This window comes from Paenibacillus sp. 1-18, assembly GCF_000520755.1.
In the GTDB taxonomy this organism is placed as follows: domain Bacteria; phylum Bacillota; class Bacilli; order Paenibacillales; family Paenibacillaceae; genus Paenibacillus; species Paenibacillus brasilensis.
In genome coordinates, this window is the sequence record NZ_ASSB01000337.1 from 26,571 (window position 1) to 42,044 (window position 15,474).

The 15,474-nt window shown below is 47.2% G+C and carries 14 protein-coding genes; 10 read left to right on the top strand and 4 right to left on the bottom strand.

The window, feature by feature from the left end:
- Window positions 1-140 precede the first annotated feature (140 nt).
- On the top strand, window positions 141-1,085 hold the full coding sequence (cyoE, locus tag L693_RS0121980) for a heme o synthase (RefSeq protein WP_025720018.1): 945 nt from the start codon (window positions 141-143) through the stop codon (window positions 1,083-1,085).
- A gap of 90 nt (window positions 1,086-1,175) precedes the next feature.
- On the opposite strand, the gene L693_RS0121985 is transcribed toward cyoE, so the two are convergent.
- The 3 genes from L693_RS0121985 to L693_RS0121990 all read right to left on the bottom strand — a co-directional run bounded on the left by L693_RS0121985 (window position 1,176) and on the right by L693_RS0121990 (window position 3,083).
- A complete protein-coding gene (locus L693_RS0121985) occupies window positions 1,176-1,517 on the bottom strand; it encodes a toprim domain-containing protein (RefSeq protein WP_025720019.1) in 342 nt (113 codons plus the stop codon).
- 165 nt (window positions 1,518-1,682) lie between these two features.
- The gene (locus L693_RS31685) at window positions 1,683-1,760 is read right to left on the bottom strand and encodes a YjcZ family sporulation protein (RefSeq protein ID WP_231503732.1); all 78 of its coding nucleotides are present in this window, start codon (window positions 1,758-1,760) and stop codon (window positions 1,683-1,685) included.
- Window positions 1,761-1,910: 150 nt separating this feature from the next.
- Window positions 1,911-3,083 (bottom strand): MFS transporter, encoded by a 1,173-nt coding sequence (locus tag L693_RS0121990; protein ID WP_025720020.1) that lies wholly within the window; start codon window positions 3,081-3,083, stop codon window positions 1,911-1,913.
- A 228-nt stretch (window positions 3,084-3,311) separates the two neighbouring features.
- Here L693_RS0121990 and L693_RS0121995 point away from each other — a divergent pair, with 228 nt between their 5' ends.
- The 7 genes from L693_RS0121995 (at window position 3,312) to L693_RS0122025 (ending at window position 12,473) form a co-directional block, all read left to right on the top strand.
- A complete protein-coding gene (locus tag L693_RS0121995) occupies window positions 3,312-3,794 on the top strand; it encodes a hypothetical protein (RefSeq protein WP_025720021.1) in 483 nt (160 codons plus the stop codon).
- Between the two features lie 15 nt (window positions 3,795-3,809).
- Window positions 3,810-4,961, top strand: a complete 1,152-nt coding sequence (locus L693_RS0122000) for a transglutaminase domain-containing protein (RefSeq protein ID WP_025720023.1) — start codon at window positions 3,810-3,812, stop codon at window positions 4,959-4,961.
- 19 nt (window positions 4,962-4,980) lie between these two features.
- Window positions 4,981-7,065, top strand: a complete 2,085-nt coding sequence (locus L693_RS0122005; RefSeq protein ID WP_025720024.1) for a peptidoglycan D,D-transpeptidase FtsI family protein — start codon at window positions 4,981-4,983, stop codon at window positions 7,063-7,065.
- A gap of 173 nt (window positions 7,066-7,238) precedes the next feature.
- Entirely contained in the window at window positions 7,239-9,317 is a 2,079-nt protein-coding gene (locus tag L693_RS0122010) for a peptidoglycan D,D-transpeptidase FtsI family protein (RefSeq protein WP_025720025.1), read from the top strand.
- Window positions 9,318-9,400: 83 nt separating this feature from the next.
- Window positions 9,401-10,150, top strand: a complete 750-nt coding sequence (locus L693_RS0122015) for a Cof-type HAD-IIB family hydrolase (protein ID WP_025720027.1) — start codon at window positions 9,401-9,403, stop codon at window positions 10,148-10,150.
- 77 nt (window positions 10,151-10,227) lie between these two features.
- On the top strand, window positions 10,228-10,707 hold the full coding sequence (locus L693_RS0122020) for a DUF456 domain-containing protein (RefSeq protein WP_025720029.1): 480 nt from the start codon (window positions 10,228-10,230) through the stop codon (window positions 10,705-10,707).
- Window positions 10,708-10,838: 131 nt separating this feature from the next.
- On the top strand, window positions 10,839-12,473 hold the full coding sequence (locus tag L693_RS0122025; protein WP_025720031.1) for a putative polysaccharide biosynthesis protein: 1,635 nt from the start codon (window positions 10,839-10,841) through the stop codon (window positions 12,471-12,473).
- Window positions 12,474-12,498: 25 nt separating this feature from the next.
- On the opposite strand, the gene L693_RS0122030 is transcribed toward L693_RS0122025, so the two are convergent.
- Window positions 12,499-13,788, bottom strand: coding sequence for a DUF2515 family protein (locus L693_RS0122030; protein ID WP_025720033.1), 1,290 nt, complete (start codon window positions 13,786-13,788; stop codon window positions 12,499-12,501).
- Window positions 13,789-13,939: 151 nt separating this feature from the next.
- Between L693_RS0122030 and L693_RS0122035 the strand changes: the two genes are divergently transcribed.
- Both L693_RS0122035 and L693_RS0122040 read left to right on the top strand, forming a co-directional pair.
- Window positions 13,940-14,284 carry a thioredoxin family protein gene (locus L693_RS0122035; protein WP_016820001.1) on the top strand — a complete coding sequence of 115 codons (345 nt, stop codon included), beginning with the start codon at window positions 13,940-13,942 and terminating at the stop codon, window positions 14,282-14,284.
- A gap of 213 nt (window positions 14,285-14,497) precedes the next feature.
- On the top strand, window positions 14,498-15,430 hold the full coding sequence (locus L693_RS0122040) for a COX15/CtaA family protein (RefSeq protein WP_025720036.1): 933 nt from the start codon (window positions 14,498-14,500) through the stop codon (window positions 15,428-15,430).
- The last annotated feature ends 44 nt before the right edge of the window (window positions 15,431-15,474 follow it).

The window sequence follows — 15,474 nt, forward strand, 5'->3', positions numbered from 1 at the left end:
CAGCAGGGTCGATTTGCCATTCATTTGTGAACGTTTTGTGCGTTTTCTGTCAAACTTTTTAGGGGGAGTGTATGATAAAATTTATATCGGAGTTCAACTTACTCCCGAATTCATACATCTCTAAGGGGGAGTTACTCACAATGGATAATATTAGTTATAAGACTTCTTCGGATGCAGCTACTTACTCTGTAAAATCTAAACCACCCGGTAAAGCGGGCACATGGAAAGATTTTATTACAGTCACCAAGCCAGGCATTCTTCGTACAAATCTGGTTGCAGCCTTTGGTGGTTTCTGGTTGGCTTCACAGTGGGACGTTGACTATATAAAGTTAATTCTTACACTTTTAGGTACGGTGTTGATTATGGCCTCTTCTTGTGTCTTTAACAACTATTTTGATCGTGAGTTGGACATGAAGATGGAACGTACACGTAATCGCTCACTGCCAACAGGGCGCCTGACTCCTACAACGGTGTTGTCTTACGCTATTATTTTGGGTATTGCCGGGTTGGCTGCTCTGTTCTCCTTCTCAGGCATCAAGGCAGGGCTACTGGGTATACTTGGCATGTTGGTTTACGTCGGTATTTATACACTTTGGTTAAAACGATCATCTACATGGAGTACGTCCATCGGCGGTATTTCTGGGGCGATGCCTCCTGTGATCGGTTATGTGGCTGCTTCCGGTCGTATTGACATGGGCGCTTGGCTCTTATTCGCACTATTGTTTTTATGGCAACCGCCTCACTTCTGGGCACTTGCGATCCGCAGAGTTGAGGAATATCGTGCGGCAGGATTTCCATTATTGCCGGTCGTGAAGGGCATTCATCGGACAAAGATTCAAATGATTCCTTATATTGTGCTGCTCATTCCGGTACCCATTCTGATGTATGCTTATGGATATGCCGGTATGATTTTCATGATTGTGTCCGTGTTACTGTCTGTGCTTTGGGCATTTTATGCCTTTAAAGGTTTTACGATTAAGGAAGAAGAAACGGATTCCTGGGCTAAAAAAGTATTTTTCTTTTCCATCAATCATCTAACACTCAGCTTCCTGCTGATGATCGTTGATACGGTTCATAAGTTCTAACATGATCGTTAGTACCATTTGTTAGATGTATCCTATAGCTGTCTATCAGGCATGAAAGTAGCCTGCGGACAGCTTTTTTGTTTTTTTAGACTAAAGAACGGGCGGATATATAATATATTCCTCCAGCCCTGCTTTCTCCAATTGAGCGATCAAGTATTCATCCGGAGTACCTTCCACGCCGGCATACCCTTTGCGGGTATACATATGATGTGCATCCGGGAACGTGTCTGCAAGCACCCCTCGTATTTTCTTCCCAGAGTTATCGTTGTCCATAAATAAGTATATTTCCTCATGCTTTGCACGCTTGCGGAGGGATTCCAGTTTTGTAGAGTTTAACGTGCCGAAGGTGCACAAAATGTGGACCTCCGGGTCAAGTAATCGGCGAAGTTTACTGCGGTCATTTTTTCCTTCGACAATGATGGTAATTGCCATCTTGCCCACCCCCTGCTTGATGCATGTGCTCGAAATTCCCCGGGAAATGAATAAATATGTGTATAGTGTAGCTCTAAACGAGGTTCTCATGCAAAAAACAATAAAACAGCCTGCCAGAAGTGGCAGGCATGAGTACAAGGACGGCATGTTAGGGCAATTCAGGTATTAAATCCAGCAAGTACGGAGAATGATCACAAGAAGAACATAGAGAACAAGAATGGTGCCGGTTGAAGTTCCAAAAATAGGGCAAGGATGACAGTGGCTCACAGGCTGCACCTCCCTTTTTTAATTAATGGTTAGTCAAATTAGTCTATGTGTGTAGGGACATCAGGTACTGTGCGCTTGCCCTCTGGAGCAGCATTTTGGGCTGTAAAGATAGCTATATTTTGGAGATTAGCTGGACTGATAAGGCCCTGGGGTAGATAATGGCGGTGCCGAAAATAAGCGCTTAACAGGAATAAGTAGCAAACCGAGCATTAGAATTAAGAATGCGACAAAAAACGGAGAAAGATGCTCCGGCAGCTGACCTGCCAGGACAGGCCCGGCAAAGGAACCAATGGATGTCGCAATAGATTGCAGTGCAAAGGTTTTCCCCAGACGTGTACCTCCAAGCCGTATAAAGAGGGAAGCCAGTGCAGGGAAAATCACACCTTTGGCGGTCCCCAAAATAAAAAGTATAATGCCGATTGTTGCTTCGGGTACGATGGCGAGTGCGTAGAAGCTTAGGGACATCAGAATAATGCCGCAAATCAGCCGAATCATTGGTGAATATTTGTTTAAAAAAAGCAGGCTGAGCGTACAGAGCGCTCCCAAGCTGATAATAGAAAAGAGCAGTCCGGTGGACATCATGGACGCAGAACCGTTATTCCTCAATGGAATCTCATAAAATAAAATGCCTTGTGCACACGCCAAAACAAAAGGCAGGAACAGATAACGCCAATTGAATGGTACAAGCGGCTGTGACCCGGACGATGGAGCAGATATCGTTTGTCCATCAGATAATTGGGCCTGTGGAGCAGGGGTTGCTTTAGGCAGAGAGAAATACGCCATCAGTCCCGTGATTACGAGAATGATGCCCAGCGAGCTGAATGTCTCGCTAAAGCCGAAGCTGGCTACGATGAACGCTCCCGCCGCTGGAGACAGGACAGAGGCCAGCGTGTGGACGACGCCGTGTCCCGACATATATTTGCCCTGTGTAACTGGATGATCGGATAGCTGTGCTAACATAGCCAGACAGGCCGGGGACAAAAAGGCCAGCACAAAACCGCTAATCGCACGCAGAAAAAGTAATTCCCACGGGGTGTGGATGTACGATTGAATGATAAGGATAATGCCTGCGGCTGTCAGACTGAACATAATATATCGACGGCTGCCGTTCTTGTCGACCATGGGACCGGCCATCAAATTACCAGGCAGGTGAGTCAGGGAGTAAATCCCCATCATCCAGCCGATAAAGGTAGGTGCTGCACCCAGGGAAATAGCGAATGGTGTCAGAATAGGATATTGTGCATGCAGGTCAAAAAAGGCAATAAACAAAAAGAGATACAGCCAGAGTGCTGTTTTCAAGTGGATGACCCCCTTTCCCTAATAATGTAAACTTTCATGCTGCTGCGTATTTGCCCTTCCTAAGTTGTACGCGGGAGTGGACGAACATAGACCATTTTATTCGGACAAGATTTGAATGAACATGCAGTGGAAAAGAGCTAAGCTGACAGGACATCATGGAATCATGTATAATTACAGAGACAATTTTGCAATTTGAATCATGTAGTTGAAAACGGGAGTGTAGCGAAAATGGATAAAAACGTCTGGACAGAGTTTTTGGAACATAATTGGCAGATCGTTCAGGATAACTGGCTGTATATATTGATTGGGCTTGTCCTATTGCTTGTTATATTGAAGGTTGTAAGAGTTCTTGTAAAATGGCTGATCGTCATTGTGGTGATTGCAGGCTTGCTAATCTACAGCGGTATTTCCTTTGAACAGGTCGGCAAGGTAGTTACTCAGGCAAAGGATGATGCGATTAACAAGGTTCAGAGCGAAGCTTTGAACATGATGATAAAAGAGGCCCAACATGCCAAATACACCTCCAACGGGGATGGTACATTTTCAGTAACCAGCTCTAATCTGGAAGTAAAAGGACCGTTTGAAGGTGACAAGGTCAAGGTATGGTTTCAGGGAATGTCGCTGGGCGAGTGGAGTATGAGTGATACTGTCAAGAAATATATCGAAAGTGCGAAAGGCTCGGCTATTACACAGTCGCCGCAGTCGCCGTAAGAAAGGAGGAACACGATGAATCCATCCTGGCTGGAGTCTATTCTTCATTGGAATGGCGTGACGGTGTTTTTGATCGCCATCGTACTGTTGTCGTTGATACAGGGGTGGAGGCGAGGAGCTTCCAGATCTGTAGGTGCGCTGTTTAGTCTCATTGTGGATGGCATACTCACCGTGGCGGGCATTTTGTGCTCGCTCGGGTTAGCCATGTGGCTTTCACCGAAGGTGCAGCAATGGCTGGCGGCTTACATGGAGCACTTGCCGCAGCGAGGACTGAGTGGGATCGAGCAATTTTATTATACGCTTGTTGCTGGGCTAGAGGGCTTTCCGCTACTGCGGTTTGCCGTATTATTTATGCTCAGCTATGCGATCGCTCAATTTGTACTACGTGCGATTTATGTGCTGGTAGCAGGTGGCAGGTCGGATTCCCCTGTTCGTGAGCAGCAAAAAAAATCAGGCTTTTTCAGCAGGATGGCCGGGGCCGGGATTGGTACGGTGATCGGCGGAGCACGCGCCATCATGGTGATAGCCTTGTTGTTCATAGGTGTAAGCTTATACCCGGACAGCGCGTTTAGTAGCTATGTTCAGGCTTCACCCATCTATAAGCAGGGAGCGCAGTCGGTCATTGAACCGTTATCCGGTACGCTGATTAAGGATAAGCTGCCCGTATTTACGCGGGCCGTCACCAAGGAATTGAACGGCATTTTGCAGCGTAAATATGAAATGATCGACCGGGATATTCCGAACGATATTAGTCAGGCTGCGGCCAAAATTACACAAGGGGCTAACAGTGATGAGCAAAAAGCCAGAGCGTTGTATGAGTGGGTAGGCACCCGCATCAGCTATGACTATGGCAAGGTAGAAGATTATGAGCAAAGGGGCGAATGGCATGAGCAGACCCCAAGGGATACATTTGATACACGTAAGGGAGTCTGCATTGATTATGCTCGCTTGTACGCGGTGATGGCCCGATCTCAGGGGCTTCAGGTCAAGGTTGTAACCGGGCTCGGGTATAACGGACAGGGAGGCTATGGACCACATGCCTGGAATGAAGTATATTTAAGCGGCTCGCATCAGTGGGTACCGCTAGACCCGACCTGGGCGCAAAGCGGAGATTGGTTTAATCCGCCTGGTTTTGCCCAGACCCATGTCAAGGATAAAGTGATTTAAAAGGAGTGGAGAAGGGCACATGAGAAAGATGGACAACGAGCAGGGAAAAGACAACGAGTCGTCCGACCGAAAAAGATTCAGCTTCAGGATCAATCTGTTTTTTTTCAGCTCGTTCATTATATTTACAGTGATCATTGTAAGACTGGCGATACTTCAATTTGTAGAGGGACCTCAGCTTAAGCAGCAGGAGGCCAGTAATGTTACTAAAAATGTACCGCTTACGCCGATTCGCGGAACGATTTACGATGCAACCGGGCAGAACAGGCTGGCGTATTCTACACCTGTACAATCGCTGTATATCACACTCTCCAAGAATTATAGTGACGGCGTGGAAGAAAAGCGTGATCCTGATAAAAAGCTGTTGCCTGAGCTGGAGAATATGACGCAAAGGCTGGCGAATCGCTTTGCTGAATATGGGAATAAAGACGAACCGAAAATGACGGCTGCACAAATTATGGATGCGATGGATCGAAACTATCAACGGTTTAGCGGTTTTACGCCCCGTCTGATTAAAACGAATCTCAGTAAAGAAGAAGTCGCTTATTTCATGCAGCATAAGAGCGAATTTCCAGGGGTAGACGTCGTAGAGGAAACGGTACGCCATTATGATCCTGATACGGTGGCTGTCCAAACGGTCGGCTACATTAAAAGCTATAAAAGTGCGCGTGAAACGTTGCCTAAATATAAAGAAATTCAGAAGTCTCTCTCCGCTGATAGTGATCCTGGCCTCATATATATGGATAATGAATCTGTCGGCTTTGATGGACTGGAGCTGCAATACCAAGAACAGCTACGAGGAAAAAATGGCTATAAAACCGTCCCGATAGATCCGCGCAATATGGCGGAAGGTGTAGATTCCGTTACTCCTCCGGAAAAAGGAGATAATATCTATTCAACGATTAACAAAGAGATTCAGGTTAAGACGGAAAATGCTATTATGGATCAATTGAGATGGTTGCATACCCATGCTGTATCTGGTAGTACACACCCTTATGCCAAAACCGGCTTTGCGGTTGCTATGGAAGTGGATACTGGTAATGTTGTAGCCATGGCGAGCATGCCGGATTATGATGCTAACTATTGGCAAACCGGTAATATTTCGACAGAAAAATATAAAGAGATTGAACATGTTTATCAAAACGGTACAATTAAGAACGTTGGATCTGGTCAATCTGGACAGCATCCTGATTCTACTGTACTTCTTGGATCAACTATTAAACCGTTGTCTGTTCTTATTGGATTGGAAGAAGGACTGTTTACAACAAATACGTATTACCAAGATACAGGTGCGGCTTATTTCGGACGTAACAACTCTTCGCGGGTGCGAAACTCATCTGGTCATGTATACGGCTCGTTAGACCCAGCTTCCGCGATTCGCCATTCCTCCAATGTATTTATGGTCGACATGGTTGGCAAGCGCTTATACAACAAATATATTAATAACACCTCAGAAGACCAGGGCGTCAACGTATGGGACCGTTACATGAAGGAGTTTGGACTAGGCGTTCCTACTGGAGTAGACTTGCCTGGTGAGTTCCTGGGGTATCGGGAGTACGCGAGGAGCAAAACAGAATCAGCACTTTCCAAATTGGTTTATGCATCTTTTGGGCAACAAGGTAAATATACACCTATGCAACTTGCGCAATATGCAGCGATGATTGCAAACAAGGGCAAACGGATGGAGCCGCATCTGGTCAGCCAAATTAAAGATACCAACGGCAATGTGGTTCAAACTATTAAGCCTAAAGTGCTGAATGAAGTGGATTTCCCGGATGCCTATTGGAATGAGGTTATACGTGGGATGTCGACCGACGTCAGTGCATTTAATGGTTTCCCTTATGACTTTGCCCGCAAAACAGGTACATCGCAGCAAAGCGTAGGCGGCAAGCTGAAGGATAACGGGGTATTTATCGCCTTTGCACCTCGAAAGAATCCGAAGCTGGCCGTAGCCGTTGTCATTCCTGAAGGAGGCTTCGGGGCTTTTAGCGCCGGACCTGTGGCACGTAAAATCTTTGATGCTTATGATGAAGTATATGGTCTGGACGGTGTTCCGAAGAAAAAGGATGCCACGACAACCGACCCTAATACAGTCAAACAGCCATAATCAATTCATACAATAATTTCATTTTATAAAGCTTCTCTTAGCTTATGCTGAGGGAAGCTTTTTTTTTGTATGATTTCTTACAAAATTGTCATCGTTAAATTCATCGTTATTTGCGCTACTTATGGTAGGATCAGGAATATGAGATCCAGTGAAAGGAGTATTGATCAGACTGTATGGACAAAAGTGGTTTGGATAAAAAATTTTCATTCAAAAAGAAAAATAATGAAGAGAACGAGGAGACATACAAAAAACGGACGACCTTTCGAATGAACCTTATTTTTTTCAGTGCTTTTGTGCTGTTTGCCCTTATCATTACCAGACTAGCTGTACTGCAGTTTGTACAATCCGAGGAGCTAAAGGGGCTGCAGCAGTCCGTGAATACCAAAAATGTCCCGTTAGCTCCGAGTCGTGGCACGATTTATGACTCTACGGGTAAGGTGAAACTGGCGTATTCAGCTCCGGTACAATCCCTGTATGTAACCTTGTCCAAGGATTATAGCAAGCGTGCAGAGAAGGTCCGTAAGCCTGGGGAAAGGCTGCTTCCTGAGCTTAATGTTTTTGCAGATAAGCTCGCTGCCAAACTAAATAAATTGGGACATAAAGATGGGGAAAAGCTTGATGCAGCGGAAATTAAGAAACGCCTGGACCCGGACTATAATCAATATAGGGGATTTACCCCGCGTTTGGTCAAATCCGACTTGAGCCGGGAGGAGATTGCATATTTTCTGGAGCACAAAAAGGAATTTCCCGGTGTGGAGGTAGTAGAAGAAAGTGTCCGCCATTATGACCCGGATCGGGTAGCGGTCCAAGCGATTGGATATATGTATAAGTTCAAAGGAGCACGTGCGAATCGAACCAAATATAAAGAGCTGCACCAAGCCAATTCGGAGGTTCTAAGACCAGAACAGGTTTACCTGGAAAGTGAAACGGTCGGATATGATGGTCTGGAGCTGCAGTACCAGGACGAGCTGAGAGGAAAAAACGGCTATAAAACGGTAGAAGTCAATCCGAGCAGCATGCCGGAGGGCGTTGAATCGATGACTCCTCCGCAAAAAGGACATCATCTCTATTCCACCATCAACAAGGAAATTCAGCAAAAAACCGAGCAGGCGATTATGGATCAGCTTCGCTGGCTTCATACTCATCCGGTATCCGGAAAGCTCCACCAAGATGCCACCACGGGCTTTGCTGTAGCGATGGAGGTCGAGACAGGAAATGTCGTAGCGATGGCCAGTATGCCGGATTATGACCCTAATGTATGGAAAACTGGAAGTACTTCGCCTTCGGTATATAGTGAAATTCAGCATAAAATGGGGAACGGAACGATTAAATCTGTACCGAGTGGAAAATCGGGTCCGCACCCGGAGTCCTCCGTGCTGCTGGGTTCAACTATTAAACCGTTGACGGTGCTGATCGGGTTGGAGGAAAACTTGTTTTCACCTGGACAAACTTATTTGGATACAGGGAGCGCGTATTACGGAAAAAATCAATCCAGCCGTGTCGGTAATTCGGGCGGACATGTGTACGGTAGTTTGACCCCAGACAAAGCCATTGAATTTTCATCCAATACGTTTATGGTGGATATGATCGGCAAGCCGCTGTATGACAAATACGGAAGTAATGTAGGGATGCATCAGGGGATTGATGTATGGGACAAGTATATGAAGGAATTTGGATTAGGCGTGCCGACTGAAGTAGATTTGCCGGGCGAATGGGCGGGCAGACTTGAGTATATGAGCAAGCAGGAAAGTGCGCTGACGCGCTTGGTGCAGGCATCCTTCGGCCAACAAGGGAAATACACGACGATGCAGCTGGCTCAATATACGACTGTACTGGCAACAAAGGGCAAGCGTATGCAGCCTCATTTGGCCAGCAAGATTGTGGATGATCAAGGGAATCTCGTGCGTGAATTGAAGCCAAAGGTGCTGAATGTGGTCGCTTTTCCCGAAACGTACTGGAATACGATCATTCGCGGTATGGCTACAGATGTCAAAGCTTTTAACGGATTTCCGTATGATTATGCACGTAAAACAGGGACTTCTGAGCAGGTGGTGGGACGTGCTGTTAAAGATAACGGGGTGTTCATCGCTTTTGCACCGCGGCAAAATCCGAAGCTGGCCGTAGCGGTTATTATTCCCGAAGGGGGCTTTGGCGCGACGAGCGCCGGGCCGGTGGCACGTAAAATATTTGATGCGTATGACGAGGTATACGGGCTGGATGGTACCCCAAAAAAGCCGCAGACATCGAAGTAAGGACTTGAATTCTTTTGTGGGCTTCTCTTTTTCATGGTAAAATGTCGTTGGACATATGGGACATTACAGGAGGAAGAGAAACTATGGGAGAGAACCAATATAAATACAAACTGCTGGCGCTCGATATGGATGGAACTCTGCTGAACGACAATCAGGAGATTACCCTAGATACGATTAACTGGATTAACAAGGCGATTCATGAGGGAATTCATGTATGCCTGTCTACCGGACGGGCAGCGATGTATGCTCTGCCCTATGGCCAGCAGCTCGGCTTGGAAACGCCAATGGTAACGGTAAACGGCAGTGAGGTATGGAAATCACCTCATGAGCTGTGGCGCCGTTATTTGCTTGATCGGGAGCTTGTTCGCAAGATGCACCAGATTGCTGTTGAAACAGACTCCTGGTTTTGGGCTTACTCAACAGAGGAATTATATAACAAAGACCGTTGGCCTGATACATTAGACACACAGGAATGGCTCAAATTTGGTTATAATACGGAAAATGACGAAATTCGCCATCAAATTTTACTCCAGCTTCAGGATATGGGAGGACTTGAAATTTCCAACTCCTCAATGACGAATCTGGAAATTAACCCGGCTGGCATATCAAAAGCAAGTGGAATCGCTGAAGTGTGCGATCTGTTGGGAATTACAATGGACCAGGTGGTTGCGGTTGGCGACAGTCTGAATGACCTGGCCGTCATTCAAGCGGCTGGACTAGGTGTAGCGATGGGCAATGCTCAGGACACGGTAAAAGAAGCGGCTGATCTGGTCGTGGCGTCCAACAATGACGACGGTATCGTAGAAGTCATCCGTGATTATATACTTGTTTAAAAGAACGGCTTACTAGAACGTTTTAATAGAACGCATGAGGCTGCATATGGGATGAATGGACAAGAAGGAGGGGGCCCATGGACGTTGTAGGCTGGATTGTTATTGTCGTGCTGTTCATTGTTGGCATGGCCGGGGCGGTATATCCCGTATTGCCGGGGGCGCTCGCTATCTATTTTGCTTTTTTTGTGTACGGTTGGTTTTTCTCGTTTTCTTCATATAGTAAGTTATTTTGGATTATACAAACACTAATCGTGGTTGCACTTTTTGTTGCGGACTATGCTGTTAATGCGTGGGGAGTCAAGCGATTTGGCGGTTCGCGTCTGTCGGCGATCCTCAGCACGGTCGGGATTATTATTGGGCCCTTCGTTATTCCGGCATTCGGCCTGATTTTGGGGCCATTTATCGGTGCTGTGCTGGGTGAGCTGATTGGCAAAGCTCCGCTGGATCGAGCCATAAAAGTAGGCTTCGGCTCCGTATTGGGCCTGTTTACCAGCACTGTGATGAAAGTGATTTTGCAGCTTGCTATGATTTTAGTATTCTTGATTTGGGTGTTATAACGGAGAACTCGTTATTATGATTTGCAGAGACAGAATCGACATGCGGCTCCGCACCGGTGATGGCTCAGGCCATGACTGCTTTCGCGGGGCTTTTGCATGCATGTGAACAGCAAGAAAGAAGGGAACGCATTTTGTCCAATAAAGAAACATTCCTTAAAGGCACGCTTATTTTAGCTGCCGCCGCCTTGGTGGCCAGAGTGCTTGGCCTGGTACAGCGTGTTCCATTGGAGCATTTGCTCGGTTCCGTGGGGAACGCCTCGTTTACCATTGCGAACAATGCTTATTTGATGCTGCTAACTGTGGCTACAGCCGGCATTCCTAGTACATTAAGCAAAATGGTTTCGGAGCGCTATGCGCTGAACCGGCCTTCGGAGGCGCGACGTGTGTATCATGCGGCTTTGTTATTTGCGGCCGTGGCAGGCATTGTCATCACTGCGGTGCTGTATTTTGGAGCGCCTTATTTTGCTAAGCATGTAGCAGGGGTTCCACAGTCCGCTTTGGCTATTCAGGCTTTGGCACCAGCCTTGCTGTTGTTTCCCGCCATTGCCATGATGCGCGGGTACTTCCAAGGACGAGGCAATATGACCGCAGGCGGAATTTCACAAATTGTGGAGCAGGTTGCACGGGTGGCGACCGCTATTATACTCGCTTTTATTATTTTGAAGCTGGGTTATGGAGACCGTGAGGTTGCGGCCGGGGCATCCTTTGGGGGTGTCATGGGGAGCATCGCCGCACTGGCGGTTATGTTGTACTACACGGTGAAATTGCGTCGCCAGGATCACAAGGATCGACAGGAGCAATTCCAGGAGGAAAGCTCCGCGCTGCCGATGCTGCGCATTTACAAAGACATTTTCACCCTGTCTATTCCCATCGTATTGTCATCCCTGACGGTTCCGGCGGTCTATTTTATTGATACGTCGATTGTGGTTAGACTGCTGTCTGGTCAGATTGGATTGGATCAGGCCACTACCCAATTGGGTTATCTAGGGTCGCGGGCACAAAGTGTGGCGGGAATTCCGCCGATTTTAGCCATTGCGCTTAGCACATCGCTCATTCCGATCATTTCGGCGGCTTTTGCCCGCAAGGATGAACGCCATTTGCAAAATCAGATGACGCTGGCCTTGCGTATCTCTATTTTGACCGGAATGCCGATTGTGCTGGCTTTATGTGTAACCGCCTATTCCATTAATGGCTTACTGTTCAGCTCGCTTGGAGGAAGCGGGATTATCGCTGTTTTAACACTTGGGACGATATTCCAGATTACAATGATGACGTCCAACTCAATTTTAATTGGTATGGGCAAGCCGCGTATTTCAATGGTTAATGTTATGTTTGGTATCTTGGTTAAATCTGTGGCAAGCTGGCTGCTGGCTAGCTGGCTTGGAATTTATGGCATCCTTGCTGCGACCGGATTATGTTTCCTCGTGATAACGCTGTTGAACTTGAGAGTGCTCAAAGGGATCGTTTCCTTCTCCATCATGGGCCGACGCTGGGCAGGTTTTTTGGTGACAGTCGTAGTCTCGGGAGCCATCGGATACGGTGTGAATGAAGCTTGCATTTTGCTGGTTCATCTTTTGCCTGCACGCGTGGCCTTCTTAATCGCATGCTGTATTGCCGGAGCGGTTGTACTGGTATGTTACCTGATCCTGCTGGTTGTGCTGGGTGTGCTTCGCAGAGACGAGCTCGGCAATTATCCACGTATATTGCAAAAGGTACTGCGTCCGCTGATGCGTCTTCAGCGTGAGTCTTCAGGACAACAAGGCTAAGAAGCATAGATAGCTTTCGGCTTTGTTAGTGGAAAGGCCGCAGGCTGGCATGGGTGTCGTGGGCCATTGCTGTTTTTTGGATGCTATGGCGATGCTCATGCCGCATAGCAAATAACAGTGGTCGTCTTGGCTCGCTCAGATGCCCGAGCGTGGAGCCTGCCTGAAACCAGTCGTAACGGGGAATTGGATCATAAGCCGTATCCGACCAGACGGCGTTCAATTCCGGGCTGTACAGACGTTGTCCTGGCAGTAGCCATTCATGGGCTAAAAGCGTTGCGCTCTCTTTCGGAGAATGCAACGCTTTTTGTTCGTTCGGGGTAAACAGTCCGGGCCAATAGTCGCTACGAGAACCCGTATGCGGCACGCTGGCAACGAATGCTGACACTTGATCCAGCACCTGCTGGTGACCGAACAGGATGGCATAAAGACTTTTCCCAAAGCCAATTCGCTCGTCCAGATGGCCAAAACGCTCCATCACAAGTCCTGCGAGTCCGCCGTTCAACCCAAGTGGGAATATCACCTGGTTGAGCTGAAGCCAATCATGCAAATAAAAGCCAGGCTTGTGCATTACAAATTTTTGAAAATAAGGATCTTTTACAACGCGCCCCTCAATATAGTTTTGTTCGTTAATAATGAGAGCAACGGTCAATAGAGAGCTATCCCGCCAAGCCCAGAAGCGTTCCCAAAAGGGTCTCATGAATGGCGATACGTGAAAATAGGGCAATAAATGAAAGCAGCTTCGCCCCAAATGACGGCTGTGCATGTAAAGTTGCAGCTGCGGATAAGCATCCTGAAAAATAAGGGCGTTGCAGCGCTCCAGTAGCCGATATAGCCACTCCTTTTCCTGCTCGTTGAACAGATTGCCGATCAGGCTGCCTTTGAGATCGGTCATATTATAACCGCCATTACGAGAAACGAGATGAGCCAATAGTGCCCAATGCAATTCCGGATAGCCACGATAGCATTCGAGGTAAGCTGCAGTTCGTGTGATGTTGCTGCGGTTCTCGTGCGCAGTAGCGTTCTTGATCTGCTCCAGCAGCTCACAGTCTGTTTCGCATAAGGGCATATTCAGAGAAGAGGGGCGCGTAGCTGGTCCGTTCGTCATCATTAGCGCTTCAGCTTCATCCATTGCGGCCTGTGCGGCATGATAATCCCATGGCAGCTCACGCAGTGGATAACGCAACTTGCGGGATTCAGTCCAGGCCGCCCGTTTGCCCTCCCAAGCCTCCTCCGCAACACGCGGAACAGAACCGAGTAGCTTTAGCCCGCCTTGAAGCTGCTTTGTTGCTACATGGAACCATTCGGTGAGAGACATGTCTTGATAACCTCCTTTCACGGTATTCAGATTCACTCCGGTATATGCATTAGTATGCCCAAAACCGTACTTGTCTTATCAAAAGCGTTGTTTAGCGTTACAATAGAGGAGTAAGCTCTTTTTTACAACCGAATCTAAGGAGGAAAAATGTATGCAAAAAATCGTCTCTCATGAAGACTTTAATAAGGCAATATCAACTTCTGGCGTAACCGTGGCTGTGTTTAAGGCGGACTGGTGTGGGGATTGCCATTTTATTGATCCGTTTATGCCTGATGTAGAGCAACAATATGCAGACAAGCTTACATTAATTGAAATTGATGTAGAGCAGGCCGAAAGCGTCAGCCAAGAGCAAAATGTGTTGGGTATTCCCAGCTTTATCGCTTACAGCGAAGGGCGCGAGCTGGTACGTCTGGTCAACAGACTGCGTAAATCCCGTGAAGAAATCGAGCAATTTTTGGATCGGGCTGTTGAAGTTCACGCTAACCTGGCCAAATAATGGATGCAGTATATGCATGACTCCGAAGGGAACCATAATCATCAAGACAATCAGAAAACCGCCTCCTGATAAAGGAGGCGGTTTTCTTACGGACACGTTCACATTTTGTCAACAAAACGCGTATGTCAAGGAACGATATATCAGTTATAATTACTTTAAGTGATCATTTCACAACATATATAGTGAATAAATATTATATTTGGAAGGATACGGGTGAGTTCTTTGAATAACAAAATCAGAATATTAAAGTGGCTGGCACTCGTAACATGTATTGTCATGTTTTTGGCTACCTTCGGTGGAGGTGTTGTGACGCGGACCGATTCGGGACTGGGCTGTGGACGGGACTTCCCGCTTTGCAATGGTAAGCTGGTTCCGGCACATACGATCGCATCCCTTATTGAGTTCTCTCATCGCTCCGTAAGTGCCATGGCCGGGATTCTTTCTATCGCCTCATTTGTCGGCTTTTTGCTGTTTATGAAGCACCGGAAGGATTTGCAGCTATTCTCGCTGTTAACGCTCATGTTTGTCATCATACAAGGTGCGATGGGGGCGTTGGCTGTCGTCTTCTCCCAATCGGCGGCAGTCATGGGACTTCATTTTGGCTTTGCGCTTATTGCATTTGCCAGTGCGACCATGATGACGCTGGGGGCCTGGCAGGAGCATGCGGATTCACGCTACACCCCGCGTCTGATTCCTGGGTCTGTCAGTCGGGGCTTTCGTAACTTTATATGGCTATCGACGATTTATACCTATATTGCTATCTATTCAGGGGCGTTGCTCAGTCACTCGGTCATCCAGAAGGTTATAAATATCGGGGGCTTTATATCTCCACTGCTGCTTCATCAGATATCAGCCGGTCTGCTGTTCGTCATTATCTTGGCCGTGGGTCACTACTCATACCGCTATCACCCGAATCACCGGGACATTCGTACATTGGGAGCTGTTTCGGTACTGCTAATAACACTCCAGGTCATTATTGGAATTAGCTTGCTGTACGTTACCAGACCTGAAATTTACATGTTTGTCGTGCTAGGACATATGCTGGTGATTGCATCGTTGTTCTCCATTTTGGTTTATCTGAGTTATCGTGTATGGCAATTGTCGCCGGATCGCAACCTTGTTCCGGCGCAAATCCAACGTACCTAAGCATTTCTTGGATAGTCAAACGGATATTTTGCCCAAGGGGCGTT

Excerpts from the sequence above, each read along its gene's own strand:
- L693_RS0122000 (WP_025720023.1), top strand. The coding sequence starts at position 3,810 with ATGAATCCATCCTGGCTGGAGTCTATTCTTCATTGGAATGGCGTGACG.
- L693_RS0122010 (WP_025720025.1), top strand. The coding sequence starts at position 7,239 with ATGGACAAAAGTGGTTTGGATAAAAAATTTTCATTCAAAAAGAAAAAT.
- L693_RS0122020 (WP_025720029.1), top strand. The coding sequence starts at position 10,228 with ATGGACGTTGTAGGCTGGATTGTTATTGTCGTGCTGTTCATTGTTGGC.
- L693_RS0122030 (WP_025720033.1), bottom strand. The coding sequence starts at position 13,788 with ATGTCTCTCACCGAATGGTTCCATGTAGCAACAAAGCAGCTTCAAGGC.
- L693_RS0122035 (WP_016820001.1), top strand. The coding sequence starts at position 13,940 with ATGCAAAAAATCGTCTCTCATGAAGACTTTAATAAGGCAATATCAACT.
- L693_RS0121995 (WP_025720021.1), top strand. The coding sequence starts at position 3,312 with ATGGATAAAAACGTCTGGACAGAGTTTTTGGAACATAATTGGCAGATC.
- L693_RS0122005 (WP_025720024.1), top strand. The coding sequence starts at position 4,981 with ATGAGAAAGATGGACAACGAGCAGGGAAAAGACAACGAGTCGTCCGAC.
- L693_RS0121985 (WP_025720019.1), bottom strand. The coding sequence starts at position 1,517 with ATGGCAATTACCATCATTGTCGAAGGAAAAAATGACCGCAGTAAACTT.
- cyoE (WP_025720018.1), top strand. The coding sequence starts at position 141 with ATGGATAATATTAGTTATAAGACTTCTTCGGATGCAGCTACTTACTCT.
- L693_RS0122015 (WP_025720027.1), top strand. The coding sequence starts at position 9,401 with ATGGGAGAGAACCAATATAAATACAAACTGCTGGCGCTCGATATGGAT.